13 protein-coding genes are annotated in these 14047 nt (G+C 71.7%); 4 read left to right on the forward strand and 9 right to left on the reverse strand.

Annotation, left to right across the window (positions count from 1 at the left end; all coding sequences use genetic code 11):
• Positions 1–514: 514 nt before the first annotated feature.
• Genes ACH01S_RS28120 through ACH01S_RS28150 form a run of 7 tightly spaced genes read right to left on the reverse strand, consistent with a single transcriptional unit; the run spans position 515 to position 7218 of the window.
• Positions 515–1420 carry an ABC transporter substrate-binding protein gene (locus tag ACH01S_RS28120; RefSeq protein WP_067898008.1) on the reverse strand — a complete coding sequence of 302 codons (906 nt, stop codon included), beginning with the start codon at positions 1418–1420 and terminating at the stop codon, positions 515–517.
• Positions 1417–2601 (reverse strand): LLM class flavin-dependent oxidoreductase, encoded by a 1185-nt coding sequence (locus ACH01S_RS28125; protein WP_067898011.1) that lies wholly within the window; start codon positions 2599–2601, stop codon positions 1417–1419. The genes ACH01S_RS28120 and ACH01S_RS28125 overlap by 4 nt, the downstream gene beginning before the upstream one ends.
• The gene (locus tag ACH01S_RS28130) at positions 2591–3538 is read right to left on the reverse strand and encodes an LLM class flavin-dependent oxidoreductase (RefSeq protein ID WP_067898014.1); all 948 of its coding nucleotides are present in this window, start codon (positions 3536–3538) and stop codon (positions 2591–2593) included. Before ACH01S_RS28130 ends, ACH01S_RS28125 begins: the two co-directional genes overlap by 11 nt.
• The gene (locus tag ACH01S_RS28135) at positions 3535–4563 is read right to left on the reverse strand and encodes an ABC transporter substrate-binding protein (RefSeq protein ID WP_067898016.1); all 1029 of its coding nucleotides are present in this window, start codon (positions 4561–4563) and stop codon (positions 3535–3537) included. The genes ACH01S_RS28130 and ACH01S_RS28135 overlap by 4 nt, the downstream gene beginning before the upstream one ends.
• Positions 4560–5366 (reverse strand): ABC transporter ATP-binding protein, encoded by an 807-nt coding sequence (locus tag ACH01S_RS28140; RefSeq protein WP_083981233.1) that lies wholly within the window; start codon positions 5364–5366, stop codon positions 4560–4562. Before ACH01S_RS28140 ends, ACH01S_RS28135 begins: the two co-directional genes overlap by 4 nt.
• Entirely contained in the window at positions 5363–6232 is an 870-nt protein-coding gene (locus ACH01S_RS28145) for an ABC transporter permease (protein ID WP_067898019.1), read from the reverse strand. The genes ACH01S_RS28140 and ACH01S_RS28145 overlap by 4 nt, the downstream gene beginning before the upstream one ends.
• Positions 6229–7218 (reverse strand): ABC transporter substrate-binding protein, encoded by a 990-nt coding sequence (locus ACH01S_RS28150; RefSeq protein ID WP_246236717.1) that lies wholly within the window; start codon positions 7216–7218, stop codon positions 6229–6231. The genes ACH01S_RS28145 and ACH01S_RS28150 overlap by 4 nt, the downstream gene beginning before the upstream one ends.
• 408 nt (positions 7219–7626) lie before the next feature.
• Here ACH01S_RS28150 and ACH01S_RS28155 point away from each other — a divergent pair, with 408 nt between their 5' ends.
• Positions 7627–8013, forward strand: coding sequence for a hypothetical protein (locus ACH01S_RS28155; RefSeq protein ID WP_067898024.1), 387 nt, complete (start codon positions 7627–7629; stop codon positions 8011–8013).
• Positions 8014–8389: 376 nt separating this feature from the next.
• The gene (locus ACH01S_RS28160) at positions 8390–9517 is read left to right on the forward strand and encodes a sporulation protein (RefSeq protein WP_067898027.1); all 1128 of its coding nucleotides are present in this window, start codon (positions 8390–8392) and stop codon (positions 9515–9517) included.
• 52 nt (positions 9518–9569) lie between these two features.
• Here ACH01S_RS28160 and ACH01S_RS28165 read toward each other — a convergent pair whose 3' ends face one another.
• Both ACH01S_RS28165 and ACH01S_RS28170 read right to left on the reverse strand, forming a co-directional pair.
• Positions 9570–10490 carry a cation diffusion facilitator family transporter gene (locus ACH01S_RS28165; protein WP_067898030.1) on the reverse strand — a complete coding sequence of 307 codons (921 nt, stop codon included), beginning with the start codon at positions 10488–10490 and terminating at the stop codon, positions 9570–9572.
• A 145-nt stretch (positions 10491–10635) separates the two neighbouring features.
• Positions 10636–11460, reverse strand: coding sequence for a phosphatase PAP2 family protein (locus ACH01S_RS28170; RefSeq protein ID WP_067898033.1), 825 nt, complete (start codon positions 11458–11460; stop codon positions 10636–10638).
• 126 nt (positions 11461–11586) lie between these two features.
• Here ACH01S_RS28170 and ACH01S_RS28175 point away from each other — a divergent pair, with 126 nt between their 5' ends.
• Positions 11587–12804, forward strand: a complete 1218-nt coding sequence (locus ACH01S_RS28175; protein ID WP_067898037.1) for a DegT/DnrJ/EryC1/StrS family aminotransferase — start codon at positions 11587–11589, stop codon at positions 12802–12804.
• Positions 12801–13988, forward strand: coding sequence for a Gfo/Idh/MocA family protein (locus tag ACH01S_RS28180; protein ID WP_067898040.1), 1188 nt, complete (start codon positions 12801–12803; stop codon positions 13986–13988). Before ACH01S_RS28175 ends, ACH01S_RS28180 begins: the two co-directional genes overlap by 4 nt.
• Positions 13989–14047 lie beyond the last annotated feature (59 nt).

Below are 14047 nucleotides of genomic sequence, written 5' to 3' on the forward strand. Positions count from 1 at the left end.
CGTCGCTCCCCCGGCCGCACCGACGGCCGGCCGTCCAAGGCACCCGATATTCGATGAGTACGGGCTACTCAGCCACTTACGTGCGATACGACCATTGGCAAACCTCGTACTCGCACCGACCCACCTCGTCCAGCGGCGGTGGCCAGCTAGGCGCTCCTTCCAAGACGACCCGTCCCAGCCCAGCAGCCGCCCGACCTCCGACCATCACCGCCTTCTCCCGGGTCGCATCTCATCCAAAGAGCACCGTTCTGCAATTATGAGACCCGACCGCAAAGCAAGACAATACCCACATTCAAGGTTTTTTCGCACAAGTCAGAAACGATCACAGATCTCAAGATTAACTGACGGTCAATCTTCAGAAAGAGCCACAAATTTTTTGCGACAATGCATTTCAGTATGTGAAAATGAGACGCGACCAATACTCGCGGATGTCCAAGCGGGCCGAGCGCCGTCCGCCTCTTGCGGTCGGTGTGAGGCGGACGGCGCTTTCCGGAATCGGGCTGGCGGTCGTCTTCTACGCGCGGGTGACCAGGTCGGCCAGGTCCGGGAGGACGGCGTCGGCGACGGTGATCTTCCGGTCGAGCAGGCCGTTGGCGTGCAGCAGGTCGGCGGCCCGCTGCTGCTCGGCGACGAAGTCGTCGCTGACCGGGAGCAGCCCGAACGGGCGGCCGCGCAGCGCGTGCTCCCACGCGTCGAGGTCGGCGCCGTCATCGGCGGCGAACAGCGCGGCGGCCTCCCGGGGGTTCGCGCGGATCCAGGCGTCCGACTCCTGCAGCGCCCCGACGATGGCCGCCAGGACGTCGCGGTGCCGGACGGCGAAGTCGCGCCGCGTGAACCACAGCGAGCGGTGGCTGAACAGCCCTTCGGTCTCGATCAGCGTCACCGGTCGCGTCTCGCTCTCCACCTCGGCGAGCGCGGGGTAGCTGCCCGTCCAGGCGTCGACCTTGCCGTCCAGGAGCAGTCGCGCGCCCTCGTTCCCGGCGTCGACCGGCTCGATGTCGTGCCAGGTCAGCCCGGCCTGGTCGAGCGCGAACAGCAGGAGCGTCGTCTGCCAGGAGCCGTGGCCGAGGGCGACCCGCCTGCCGGCCAGGTCGGCCGGGGAGGCGATGCCGGAGCCGGGCAGGGCGACCAGGCGCCCGTTGTCCACCCGCGGACCGGAGATCGCGACGTAGACGATGTCGTGGCCGCGGGCCTGCGCGGTGACCGGCGGGGTGGAGCCGGTGCCGATGAAGTCGTAGCCGCCGTCGAACAGGTGGTCGCCGTGCAGGGACGGCAGGCCCTGCGTGGGGGCGGGACGGTCGCCCGCGGGAAGCGACCGCAGGTCCACCCACTCCACGTCCGGTAGCGAGCGCTCCAGGATGCCCCGGTGACGCAGCACCCAGAGCGAGTTGTTGTGCGGGAAGAAGCCGACGCGGGTCATCGAGTCGATCCTTTCGGTTCGAGGGTGGGGACGGACGTGTCGGGCGCCGTGTCCGGCCAGCGGCCGCGCAGCAACGGCAGGACGTTCTCGCCGACGCGGCGCGCCTCCTCCAGATGCGGCACCCCGGCGAGGATGAACGCGTCCACGCCGAGCGCGATCAGCTCGTCGAGCCGGGCGGCGACCTGCGAGTAGCTGCCGACCAGCCCGAACGCGGGACCGCCGCGCAGCAGGTGGAAGCCGCCCCACACGTTGGGGCTCGCCTCCAGCTCGCGGGGCGCGCGCACCGGCCAGTCGACGAACCGCGAGCTGCGCAGCCAGCCGACCGAGTCGCCGGTGGACTCGGGGCCGCGCAGCCGCTCCGGGTCGACGTGCCGCCAGCCGCGGCGGATCTCCGCCCACGCCTCGTCCTCGGTCTCGCGGGCCAGCACGTCGATGCGCACGGCGAACCTGGGCGACCGGCCGATGGCGGCGCTGTGCTCGCGGACCTGGTCGAACTTGGCGGCCAGCGCGGGGAACGGCTCCAGCCACGACAGGTAGTAGTCGGCGTGCCGCCCGGCGGCCTCGATCGCGGCCTTGGACGAGCCGGAGAAGTAGATCTCGGGGAAGGGCTGCCCGGCGAGGCGCTCGGGCAGCCCCGCGCCCTCGACCCGGTAGAAGCGGCCCTCGTGGGTGACGGGGCCGCCGGACCACACGGCCTTGAGGACGTCGAGGAACTCCGAGGTCCGGGCGTACCGGTCGTCGTGGCCGACCTTGTCGCCCCACCACAGCTGGGCGGGGCCGCCGCCGCCGGAGATGATGTTGTAGACGACGCGTCCGCCGGTGGCGCGCTGCAGGCTCGCCGACATCCGCGCCGCCTGCACCGGATGCAGGAAGCCGGGCTGGAAGGCGATCATGAAGCGGTAGGTGGTGGTCTCGCGGGCGAGGCTCGCGGCCGCCGCCCAGGGGTCGTCGGTGAAGGGGAACGAGGGCAGCAGCCCGCCGACGAATCCCGACAGCTCGGTGGAGCGCGCGACGTCGGCCATGTGGTCCAGGTGGCTGTACCCGTCCGGACGGCCCTCGCGCAGACCCGGGGTGATGCTGCCCGGCACGACCGGCGACCAGTCGCCGCGGGTCACCAGGCGGCGGCGCAGCGACGACTGGTCGCCGTGCGTCCCGATGCGCCAGTAGATGTCAATCGACATGGGCGTGCTCCCGAACGAAGAGGGGTAGCAACCGCTCCCCCAGCCGGTAGATGTCCTCGACGTGCGGCGCCGGCTCCAGGACGAACGTGCTCACGCCCCGTTCGGCATAGCCCCGCAGCTCCGCCGCGACCTGCTCGAACGACCCGGTGACGGCGTGCTCGGGGACGTCGCGGACGGCGCGCGCCTCGTCCTCGTCCTCCCGCGCCGCCACGCTCAGCCGCAGGCCGCAGGCGACGGTCCGGCCGCGCTCGGCGGCCCGTTCGCCCAGGTCGGCGATGAGCGCGTCGAGGTCGCCGGTCACGTCGAAGACGTGGACGTCGGCGTGCTTCGCGGACAGGTCCAGCGCGTCGGCCGAGACGCCGGACAGGTGGACGGCCGGGAAGCGCCGCGCGGCCAGCGGACCTTGGAAGCCGCCGGCAAGGACCTGGAAGAACCTGCCCTCGTAGGTGAAGTCCTCGTGCTCCCACACGCCCTTGGCGATGGTGAGGAACTCGTCGGCGCGGGCGTACCGGTCCGGGCCCTCCAGGAAGTCGCCGTGCGCCCGCGCCGTCGCCGGGGGAAGGTCGACGACCGGCCACCAGCCGAAGCGGTCCCCGCTGAACCGCTGCAGCGACGCCGCCAGCTTGGCCGCGTACACCGGGGTCCCGACGCCCGGATGCAGGCCCGCGACTCCGTGTATCCAGCGGTTGTGGCGCAGCAGGCCCGCGACCACCACCAGCGATTCCTCCGCGTCGGGCGCGAAGGGGGCGACGACGCCGTCGAACCCGGTGACCTCGGCGGCGCGTCCCGCCTCGGCGATCGTGTCGAAGGCGCCGTACCGGCCCCGGCGGAGGTCGGTGACGAACTCCGGCAGCGGCGCCGGGGCCGCGTCCGGCCCGGTCGTCGGCAGCGTGAGCAGGAACCTGGGCGGTGTCCCGGGAGGAGAGGGGGGCGTCATGCCGCCGTCCTCGCGGTGACCTCGCGCAGCGGCTCGGGCGCCGCCCACGACGCGACGTCCACGTCGGCGGCCAGGAAGCCGTGCAGCAGCAGGAAGTCCTTCTGCTTCACGAGCAGGTCGAGGCGCTCGGGCGAGAGGTCGGGACGCAGCGTGCGGTGGAACCCGTCGCGGTAGGCGGTGCGCACGCCGGACGCGCCCGACCGGGTCTCCCCGGCAAGGATCCCCCGCACGCCGTCCAGGTCGGCGGCGGCCCAGTCGGCCGCGCGGAGCGTGGCGGTGAGGAACGCGGTCACCAGCTCGGGCCGCTCTTCCAGCAGCCGCTCGTGCACGGTGATCGGCCGCGGCGTGCCGTTGTTGACGCGGGTCGACGGGTCGGGGTGGGCGTCCAGGTCGACGCCGACGACGAGGCCCAGCTCGGCGGCCTGCTCGGCGGCGCGGGCGCCCTTGACGTAGACGGCGTCCACCTGGCCGCGGACGAGTTCGTCCAGGCCGGGCCAGGCGATGCGGCCGCCGCGCGCGTCGCGTCCCACCGACGGCGACAGGTCGGCGGCGACCTCGACGAACGTGACGTCGTCCAGGTTGAGACCGCCCTGGGTGAGCGCTCCCTTGATGCCGTGCAGCGCCATCGCGCGCGGGAAGCTCTGCGCCCTGGTCCGGGCCCAGCCGGGCAGCGCCACGCGGGCGCCGCGCAGGTCCCCCGGCCCCTCGATGCCCGAGCCCGGACGGACGAGGACCGACTGCCACTCCTCGATCCACGTCAGCCCGATCAGCCTGGTGGGCGCGCCCTCGCTGCGGGCGGCCAGCGCGGGGACGTTGCCGCCCTCGCGGAACAGCCCGGGCAGGTCGTGGTCGAAATGGTGGCGGGCCAGCTCGGGTTCGGCGTCCTGCAGGACGCCCACCTCCAGCCCGTACGGCGCGAACGCCTCGGCCAGCCCGCCGCGCCGGTGGGCGAGGCCGCTGGCGGTCGGAACCGGGCAGCGGGTGAACCAGATCTTGTCGACGCCACGGGTACGCGGGCTGCTCATGCGATCACTCCTCGGTCAGCGGGCAGGTCGGCTCGGTCGGAGGGCAGGGCGGCTTGGTCGGACGGCGGGGAGACTCGGTCGGACGGCGGGGAGACGCCCAGGCGGGCGAGCAGCTCACGACGGTGTTCCAGCGCCGCCGGGTCGGACGAGGCCGACGACGCGCCGCGCGGACGGGGCAGCTCGATGGCACGGTCCACCACGAAGGAGCCGCCGTCCAGCACCGCGACCCGGTCGGCCAGGCGCACCGCCTCGTCCACGTCGTGGGTGACGAGCACGACCGCGGGACGGTGCCGGGCGCACAACTCGGCCACCAGATCTTGGGCCTGCAACCGGGTCAGGGCGTCCAGGGCGGCGAACGGCTCGTCCAGCAGGAGCACCTGCGGGTCGCGGACCAGCGCGCGGGCCAGCGCCACCCGCTGCGCCTCCCCGCCCGACAGGGTGGCGGGCCAGGCGCGCTCGCGTCCGCCCAACCCGACCTCGGCGAGCGCGCGACGGCCCTTGTCGCTCGTCGAACGCGGCAGCCCGAGCGTGACGTTGGCCAGCACGCGCCTGGCCACCACCAGCCGGGGCTCCTGGTAGACGGTGGTGACGCGCGGCGCGGTCAGCACCGTCCCCGCGTCGGGCCGCTCCAGCCCGGCCAGCAGGCGCAGCAACGTCGTCTTGCCGGTGCCGCTCGGCCCGAGCAGCGCGAAGAACTCGCCGCGCCTGACCTCCAGGTCGATCCCGTCCAGGACGGTCTTGGCGCCGAACGCCTTGCGCAGCCCCCGCACCCGCACCGCCACCTCGCGCACGTCGCGGGTCATCGGGCCGTCACCTGCCCCCGCCACGGCGTGGCGAGCCGTTCCAGACCTCTGATCGCGAGGTCGATGAGCAGCCCGAGCAGCGCGTAGATCAGGATGCACAGCACCATGTAGTCGTTGCGGTAGTACTGCTGGGCGAGCGTCACCAGGTAGCCGATGCCCTCGGTCGCGCCGAGCTGCTCGGCGGCGATCAGCCCGGTCAGCGACACCGACAGGCTGATCCGCAGCGCCATCAGCACGCTGGGCAGCGCGGACGGGAGCACCACCGACACCGCCAGCCGCGCGCCGCGCAGACCGAACCCGCGCGCGGCCTCCACCACCTTGCGGTCGACGCCGCGCACCCCCAGGTAGACGTAGGCGTACATGGGCGCGGAGGCGGCCACCGCGATGAGCGCGACCTTGAACGTCTCGCCGACGCCGAACCAGGAGATGAACAGCGGCACCAGCGCGAGGAACGGCACCGCCCGCTTCATCTGCAGGGTCAGGTCGATCAGTTCCTCGCCGAGCGCCGACAGCCCGGCGGCCGCGCCGAGCACCAGCCCCGCCCCGCACCCCACCAGGACGCCGAGGGCCGCGCGGCGCGCCGAGGCGAGCACGTAGTCGGCGAGTTGCCCGGTGGAGGCGAGCTCCCGCAGCGCGGACAGCACCGCGCCCGGCCCGGTCAGGACGTCCGCCGGGATGCGGCCGCTGCGCGCCCCCCACCACCAGGCGACCAGCAGCGCCAGCGGCACCGACAGCCGCAGGGCCAGCGAGACCGCCGGACGCCGTCGGCGCTGTCCCAGCCAGGGCGGCGGGCGCAGCTCGCCGACCGGCTCCTCCACCGGACGCCGCGTCACCGCCCCGGCGTCGGACGCGATCTCGGCGGTCATCGAGCGGCCCCCAACTTGACCAGGACGTCCTCGGGCCGGATCGCGTTGGGCACCACGCCCTGCTCCCGGAACAGACCGGCGACCGCGGTGACGTGCGCGCCGTCGGCGTCGGTGACGGGACGCGGCACGTTCTGGTAGCGGGCCTTGGCGATCGCCTCGTCCAACCGCGCGCCGGACAGGGCGGTCGGGCCCTTGTCCAGGAACACGTTCTGGAACTTGCGCGGGTCGCGCTTCTCCTGCTCGGTCAGCTCGCGGAGCACGTCCAGGAAGACCCGCACGGCGCGCGAGCCGCGCTGGAGCACCTCGGTGCGGGCGGCGAAGATAGTGAGGTCCTGGTCGGGCAGGTCGCGGCCGTGCAGCAGGACCCGCGCGCCCTTGGCGACGACCTCGGGATAGGCGTTGACGATCGCCCACCAGGCGTCGACCTTGCCGGTCGCGAACGCCGACGCGCCCTGCGCCGGGTTCAGGTAGACGCGCTGGACCTGCGAGGCGGGGATGCCCGCCTGTTTCAGCGCGAGGAGCAGCAGGTACTCGCCGCGTCCGGCCCTGTTGACGGCGACGCGCTTGCCGACCAGGTCGCGCACCGTCCGGATCGGGCTGTCCGCCTTGACGACCAGGCCGTCCTCATACGGCGCGGCCTTGTCGGTCACCCGGTCGGCGGCGGCGAAGATGCGCAGGTCGCGGCCGTTGGCCAGGTAGCCCACGGCCGGTGAGATCGCGCCCTCCAGCACGTTCACCGACCTGGACCGCACCGCGTCGATCGTCGCGGTGAACGAGGCGTACGAGCCGCCCCACTCCACCCGCGCGCCGACGGCCTTGAGCCGCTCCTCCAAGATCTTCTCGCGCTTGGCATAGGCGAGCACCCCGGCGTTGCCCGGGTCGCTCAGCTTGATCACCGTGCCGCGCCCGGAGCCGCCGCCCGCCGTGGCCGACCCGCCGCAGGCGGCGGCCAGGCCCAGCAGGAGGACGAGGGCGGCGCCGACCAACGGTCGCCGACGACGCGGGGCTTTCGCGCGGGAGGCGTGCGGAACTGAACTCGACATGACTGACGTGGCCCTTCACGAACGAGCGAGACGGCCGCCGCCGCGTCCGGGCAGGACGGAACGGCGGGTTCTCGCGGGAGGAGAACTCGGGGGAAGGAGGGGAGAGGGCAGATCAGCGACAGAGAGTGCTGTCCAGCCGCATGTGGTCCACCACACGCCGAACAGTCAGTGCACATATCCCCATAATTATGGTAGGAAAAGTATGTGTCAAGCCTGCGCAGGTCAGGCCCGCCGCCAGGCAGCCGCGCCGATGCTCCTTCACGCGCCTGCCCGGGGCCGGGTCCCGTCCCGCCCGCGACGGGAACCGGACATTCCAATCCAGGTCGTTCAGTCGATGAAAGGGAGGACCCTGTGCGCGCCTTTATCGTGGTAGAGAGCCTCACCGACACCGGCATTCTGGACGCCCTTCCCGGGACGCTGGATCGGCGCTACCCCTTCACGCTCAACAACGGCCCGGTGGAACTGGTCGAGTACGACGTGCCGGACGACGACGCACTCCCCTTCGCGAGGACGCTTTCCGAAAACCTGCTGCCGACCAGGTACTACGGTCACCTGGTCGGCGACAACACGATGATCGTCGCGTTTCCGCACGTCATCGCCTTGGTCGACCGCGGCGACAAGGACAGCGCGACGAAGGCGCAGCAGGTCGGAGCACTGTTCGACATTCCGGCCGTCCAATTGCAGGTGGCGAGGATGTTCGAGGTCGACCACCCGGACGTCGACACCCCCTCGGCATAGCGGATAAGGAAACCCGCCGACCGGCAGCGTTTTGTGTCTGACCCTGCCCGTTTGATGGCCTTGTATCTTCGGCGCTAAATGGCACCCGGGCGGCGATTCGGCCGCTCCTTCGAGTGTCGATGTCCGAAGTCGCGCGGGCGCTGCTCGACCAGGCCGACTACGTCACCGCACCGCCGGGCTCCACCGCCACGCAGCTCACCGGCCGTCGGCGCCGCTCCCCGCCTTGAGGCCGCTGGCGCACCGCGAATGGGTGGAGAGTTTCGCGTGGAGTGATCTGCTGGTTAGATCTCACCTGGAGCTGCTACAAGTGTCGTAGCGGCGTTCCGTCACCCGTCCGTCGCACGGTCGTGGCGATGACATCAGAAGAGAGGGACCCATGGGCTTCAGACGGCTACTCGGCACCTTCGGCGTTGGCGGCCCTTCGGTGGAGACCGTGCTCGCCACCTCACAGGTCCGGCCCGGTGACCGCCTGGCCGGGGAGGTCCGGATAACGGGCGGAGAGCACGAGGTCCACATCCACCAGGTGGTGCTCGGTCTTGTGACCCGCTCTGAGGACGAGTACGGCGACGAGGAGGCCGGCGGTACCCGCGAATTCCACCGTGGCGCGATCACGGGCGCGTTCCTTCTGGGGGCGGGTCAGCATCATGCGATCCCGTTTCAGATGCCGTTGCCCTGGGAGCTGCCCGTCACGGAGGTGTACGGGCAGCATCTGCATGGGATGGCGATGGGCGTCCGCACGGAACTGGAGGTCGCGGGAGCGGTCGATGCCGGGGATATCGACCCTGTCTCGGTGGTCCCGCTGCCCTCCCAGCAGCGGGTCCTGGACGCCTTCGGCGCCCTCGGGTTCGGGTTCAAGAGCGCGGACGTGGAGGAGGGGCATATCGCCGGCGTCCACCAGGAACTGCCGTTCTACCAGGAGATCGAGTTCTACGCTCCGCCGCGATACGGCGGGCAGATCAACGAGGTGGAGCTCACCTTCGTGACCGATCCGCACGGGCTGGTCGTGATCCTGGAAGCGGATCGGCGCGGAAACATGTTCTCCGAAGGAGAGGACGTCTTCGGTCGTTTCCACGTCTCCCATGAAGAAGCGTTGCGCACCACGTGGGAACACGAGTTGGAGAGATGGCTGGGAGCCGTCGCCGGGCATCACGGCGGCCACGGCTTGGCCCACCATGCGCCGCACGATACATACGGTCACCACGGTGAACACTCCGGCGGCCACGGGCCGGGCTGGGGTGGAGTGGCCGCGGGAGCGGTCGGTGGTGTGGCGGCCGGGTTCGTGGCGGGTGCCGTCGTCAACGAGATGCTCGACGATGACGACGAGAGCGACGAGGAGCCGTCGGTCGGTGACGTGTTCGCCGAGGCGGCCGAGGACGCCGTCCAGGACGCCTATCGGCAGGCCGCGTACGAACAGGCATACGAGGACGCGTATCAGGATGCCTATGAGGACGCGCGCGAGGACGCCGCGGAATCCTCCGGCGAGGAATTCGAGGGCGAAGAATAGGTGACGGCGGCGTTCCCGGGTCGGTGCGGCATTCGGTGGCGCGCGCGAAGCCTCACCCCTTCGTGCGCAGGACGTCCGGTTCCAGGTAGATCCACCGCGCGATCGGCAGGGCCGCGCGGATGCGGGCCTCGGCGTCGTTGATCGCGTCGGCGACCTCGCGCGCGTCGTCCTGGAGATCGACGGCGATCTTGGCGGCGACCAGCAGTTCGTCCGGGCCGACGTGCATGGTGCGCATGTGGATCACCGAGGGGACGTCGCGGCCCTCCGTGATCGCCGCCCGAATCAGCCGCACCTGCTCGGGCCCGGCGGACTCGCCGACGAGCAGGCTCTTGACCTCGGTGGCCAGCACGATCGCGATGGCCGCGAGCAGCACGCCGATCGCCGCGGTGCCGATGCCGTCCCAGACGCCGTCGCCGGTGATCAGGGTCAGGCTCACCCCGGCCAGCGCGAAGACCAGCCCGGCGAGCGCACCGGTGTCCTCCAGGAGGATCACCGGCAGCTCAGGCGACTTGGACCGCCGGACGAACTGCACCCAACTCGACCGTCCCCGGCTGCGGTTGGACTCCTTGACGGCCGTGCGCAGCGCGGTCCCCTCCAGGGCGATCGCGACCAGCAGCACGGCGATCGGCACCCACTGCCACTCGTCGATGGAGTGCGGATCGCGGATCTTGTGCCACGCCTCGTACAGCGCGAACATCCCGCCCAGGCTGAACAGGACGATCGCGACCAGGAACGCGTAGATGTAGCGTTCGCGCCCGTACCCGAACGGGTGCTCCTCGGTCGCGCGGCGCCCGGCGCGCTTCCCGCCGATCAGCAGCAGCGCCTGGTTGCTGGAGTCGGCCACCGAGTGGATCGCCTCGGCCAGCATCGACGACGACCCGGTCAACGCGAACGCCACGAACTTGGTGACCGCGATCCCCAGGTTCGCGGCCAGCGCGGTGAGGACCGCCTTGGTGCTTCCTTCGGCGCTCACAGAGTCCCCCCGCGTATGTGATGCTCGACGTCCCGGACCGCATTCAAACTACACTTGTAGCAGGCCGTTTGTCGCGGCTCCGCCGCCGGGCGGGCCACCAGGCGCGATCGTCCAGCCAGACGACCGCACGGGCCCTGGGCGACGCTCAACCCGAGGTGGGGTGCTCCGCCTCCGCGTCCGCCTTCGGACTTGAGTCACTGGGGGCGTGCCGGTCGGGCCGATGACGCCATGGGCTGTCGCGGCGGAAGAGCCACAGTCCGATGGCCAGGAGGAGCAGGCCGACGATGCCGTCCAACCAGTAGTGGTTGCCCGTCACCACGACGGTGTAGGTCATCAGCAGCGGGTGCGCCACGATGATCCACCGCCACCGGCCGCGCGCGATCGTCACGACCGTGATCGCGAAGAAGAACGACCATCCGACGTGCATCGAGGGCATGGCGGCGTACTGGTTGAACAGGCCGTGGTTCTCGTACGAGCCGCCGTACACGGCGTGGCCGAAGACCTGCGCGGTGTCGGTCATCCCGAGGTCGGGGCGCATCCGCGGCGGCGCCAGCGGGTAGGCGAAGTGCCCGACGAGCTCCAGGCCGGTGATGAGGACGATCACCCGGCGGAACCAGCCGAAGCGCTCCGGGTGCCACAGCAGCAGCCAGGCGCAGATGATCACGAAGTCGGTGAGGTGGACGTACTTGTAGTAGAGATCCGCCGCGCGGATTCCGGGCTCCCACCCCAGCGCCCACCGCTGCAACGCCGCCTCGCTCGGGATGCGCAGCCACCGCTCGAAGTGCCAGACGTCGTCGGAGTTGGCGAACGCGCGGCCGATGTGCCGCCCGGCGGCCGCCCTGCCGAGGGTGTAGACCATCCAGAGCACGGCGAGGATCAGCCCGTGCCGCAGGGCGTACCGCCACGTCGCCCAGGAGCGCGGCGACGGGACCGGGCCGACCGGCGCGCCCGCGCCGTCATCGGACGTCACGAGATGATCTTACGCCCGGCCCGCGACACGCGCCCTAGCATGCGCGATCCAGCGCCACCCCGCCCGCCACTGAAAGATCAGTAAACTTTTGCGGATCAACGTCGTTGGGGGATGCGGAGGCGCTCCATGGCAGGTCCAGGGGCTTATGTGTTCGGCGACGAGGAAAGACGCGAGGTCGAGGACGTCCTCAGGAGCGGGCACCTCTCCCGGTACGGTTCCGGCGACGACCCCGGCTTCACCCAGAAGGTCCACACCCTGGAACGCGAGTTCGCCGCGCACTGCGGCGTCGCGCACGCCGTGGCGACGAGCTCCGGGACCGGAGCCCTGCTCATCTCGCTGCTCGCCGCGGGCATCGGCCCCGGCGACGAGGTCCTGGTCCCGGGCTTCACCTACGTCGCGACCATGGGCGCCGTCGTGCACGCCCGCGCGGTGCCGGTCCTGGTCGAGGTCGACGAGTCGCTGACGATGGACCCCGAGGACCTGCGCCGCAAGATCACCCCGCGCACCCGGGCCGTGCTCGTCGTGCACATGCTGGGCAACGCGTGCGACATGCGCGCGATCCGCAAGATCGTCGAGGATCACGACCTCGTCCTGATCGAGGACGTCTGCCAGGCCGGCGGCGGCTCCTACGAGGGCCGCGCGCTCGGTTCCTTCGGGGCGCTCGGCGCGTTCTCGTTCAACCGGTACAAGATGATGACGGCCGGTGACGGGGGCATCGTCGTCACCGACGACCAGGGGCTCTACGAGCGGGTCTTCGCCCTGCACGACCAGGGCCACATCCCGCTGCGGAGCGGCGGCAAGACGGCCGGCCACGCCCGCAGCCTGATCGGGCTCAACTTCAAGATGAACGAGCTGACCGGCGCCGTCGCGCTCGCCCAACTGCGCAAGGTGGACCAGATCGTCGCGACCCTGCGGGAGAAGAAGGCGACTCTGCGCGCGCGCATCCCCGACCTGCCCGGCGTCCGCCCCCGGGTGCTCAACGACCCGGCCGGGGACTGCGCCTCGCTGCTGACCTACCTGTTCGACGACCGCTCGCACGCCGAGGCGGTGGCCGAGCGCCTCGGCGTCCGCACCGTGGCCGGATCCGGCTGGCACGTGTACGGGCTGATGGACCAGATCGTCGAGCACAAGACCCCCGTGCCGGGGTGGTCGGAGCCCGCCCGGTACGCCCAGCCCGGCGACCTGCCGCGCACCGACGACATCCTCGGCCGCGCCGTCAACATCAGCGTCGGGGTCGTCGACACCGGCATCGGCGCCGGGTTCGGCATCAACATCACCTCCTCGGACGCCGAGATCACCTCGGTCGCCGAGCGGTTCACCGCCGCCTGCACGGCGGCCGCATGAGCGCGCCCGGCGCCGCCCCGGCCGCGCCCGGGTCCCGGCCGGTGCGGCTCGGCCTGATCGGGCACGGCAGGCTCGGCGCCGTCCACGCCCGGCACATCGCCGCCTGCCCGGGCGCCGAACTCGCCGCCGTCTGCGACACCGAACCCGCCGCGCTCGCGACGGCCGCCGCCCACGGCGTCCCGGTCACCGCCGACCTCGACGGATTCCTCGCCATGCCGTTCGACGGCGTCGTCATCGCGTCGAGCACCCAGGCGCACGCCGGGCACATCCTGGCCGCCGCCCGCGCGGGCAAGGCGATCTTCGTGGAGAAGCCCGTCTGCCTGACCCTCCAGGACACCGACCGGGTGCTCCAGGAGGTCGTGGACGCGGGCGTGCCGTTCCAGATCGGCTTCCAGCGCCGCTGGGACTCCCGCTACCTGCACGCCAAGCGGATCATCGACTCCGGCGACATCGGCGAACCCGTCCTGTTCAAGACGCACGGACGCGATCCCGACGCCTCCAACCCGGCGAACTGGGGCCTGGACCGCAACGGCGGGCTGTTCCTCAACTGCGCGATCCACGACTTCGACGCCGCCCGGTTCCTGCTCGGCCGCGAGGTGCGCGCCGTCACCGCGACCGGCGCGGCGCTGGTCCACAAGGCCCTGCGCGACAAGGGCGACATCGACACCTGCTCGACCACCCTGCACCTCGACGGCGACACGATGGCGCTGACCGAGTGGAGCCGCTACGCCACCTACGGCTACGACATCGCGATGGAGGTCGTCGGCACCGAGGGCATGGTGCAGTTCGGCCGCGAACGCGACTGGGCGGTGCTGGTCCGGCCGTCGACCCGCGACGGGGCGTCGGTCTTCGACGTGTTCGGCGACGCCTACCGCGACTCCGTCGAGGCGTTCGCGGCGTCCATCGCCAACGGGACGCCGGCCTCACCGGGCGTGGAGGACGCCCGGACGGCCCTGCACGTCGCGCTCGCCGCCCGGCACTCGTTCGAGACGGGCCGAAGCGTGCCGGTGGAGGCCCTGCCGCCGCTGACCCGCGGCGGCGCGGCCGTCCCCCCGCCGCCGGCGCGCGGTACCCGGCCGCCCGAAGTCCTGGCTCGGAGGCAAGACGGCCAGGCCGGAAACGGCGCCTATCATCGGCCTGACGACGGGCGGACGGCCGTGCCACTGACGGACGGTGGAGGATGAGGCGCGAGCACGAAGCGGCGTCGTGACCGGGCGCGCCGGGAAAGCCACGGGGCGGTGCG

The sequence above is a fragment of the Actinomadura chibensis NBRC 106107 genome, from assembly GCF_001552135.1.
Lineage (GTDB): Bacteria > Actinomycetota > Actinomycetes > Streptosporangiales > Streptosporangiaceae > Spirillospora > Spirillospora chibensis.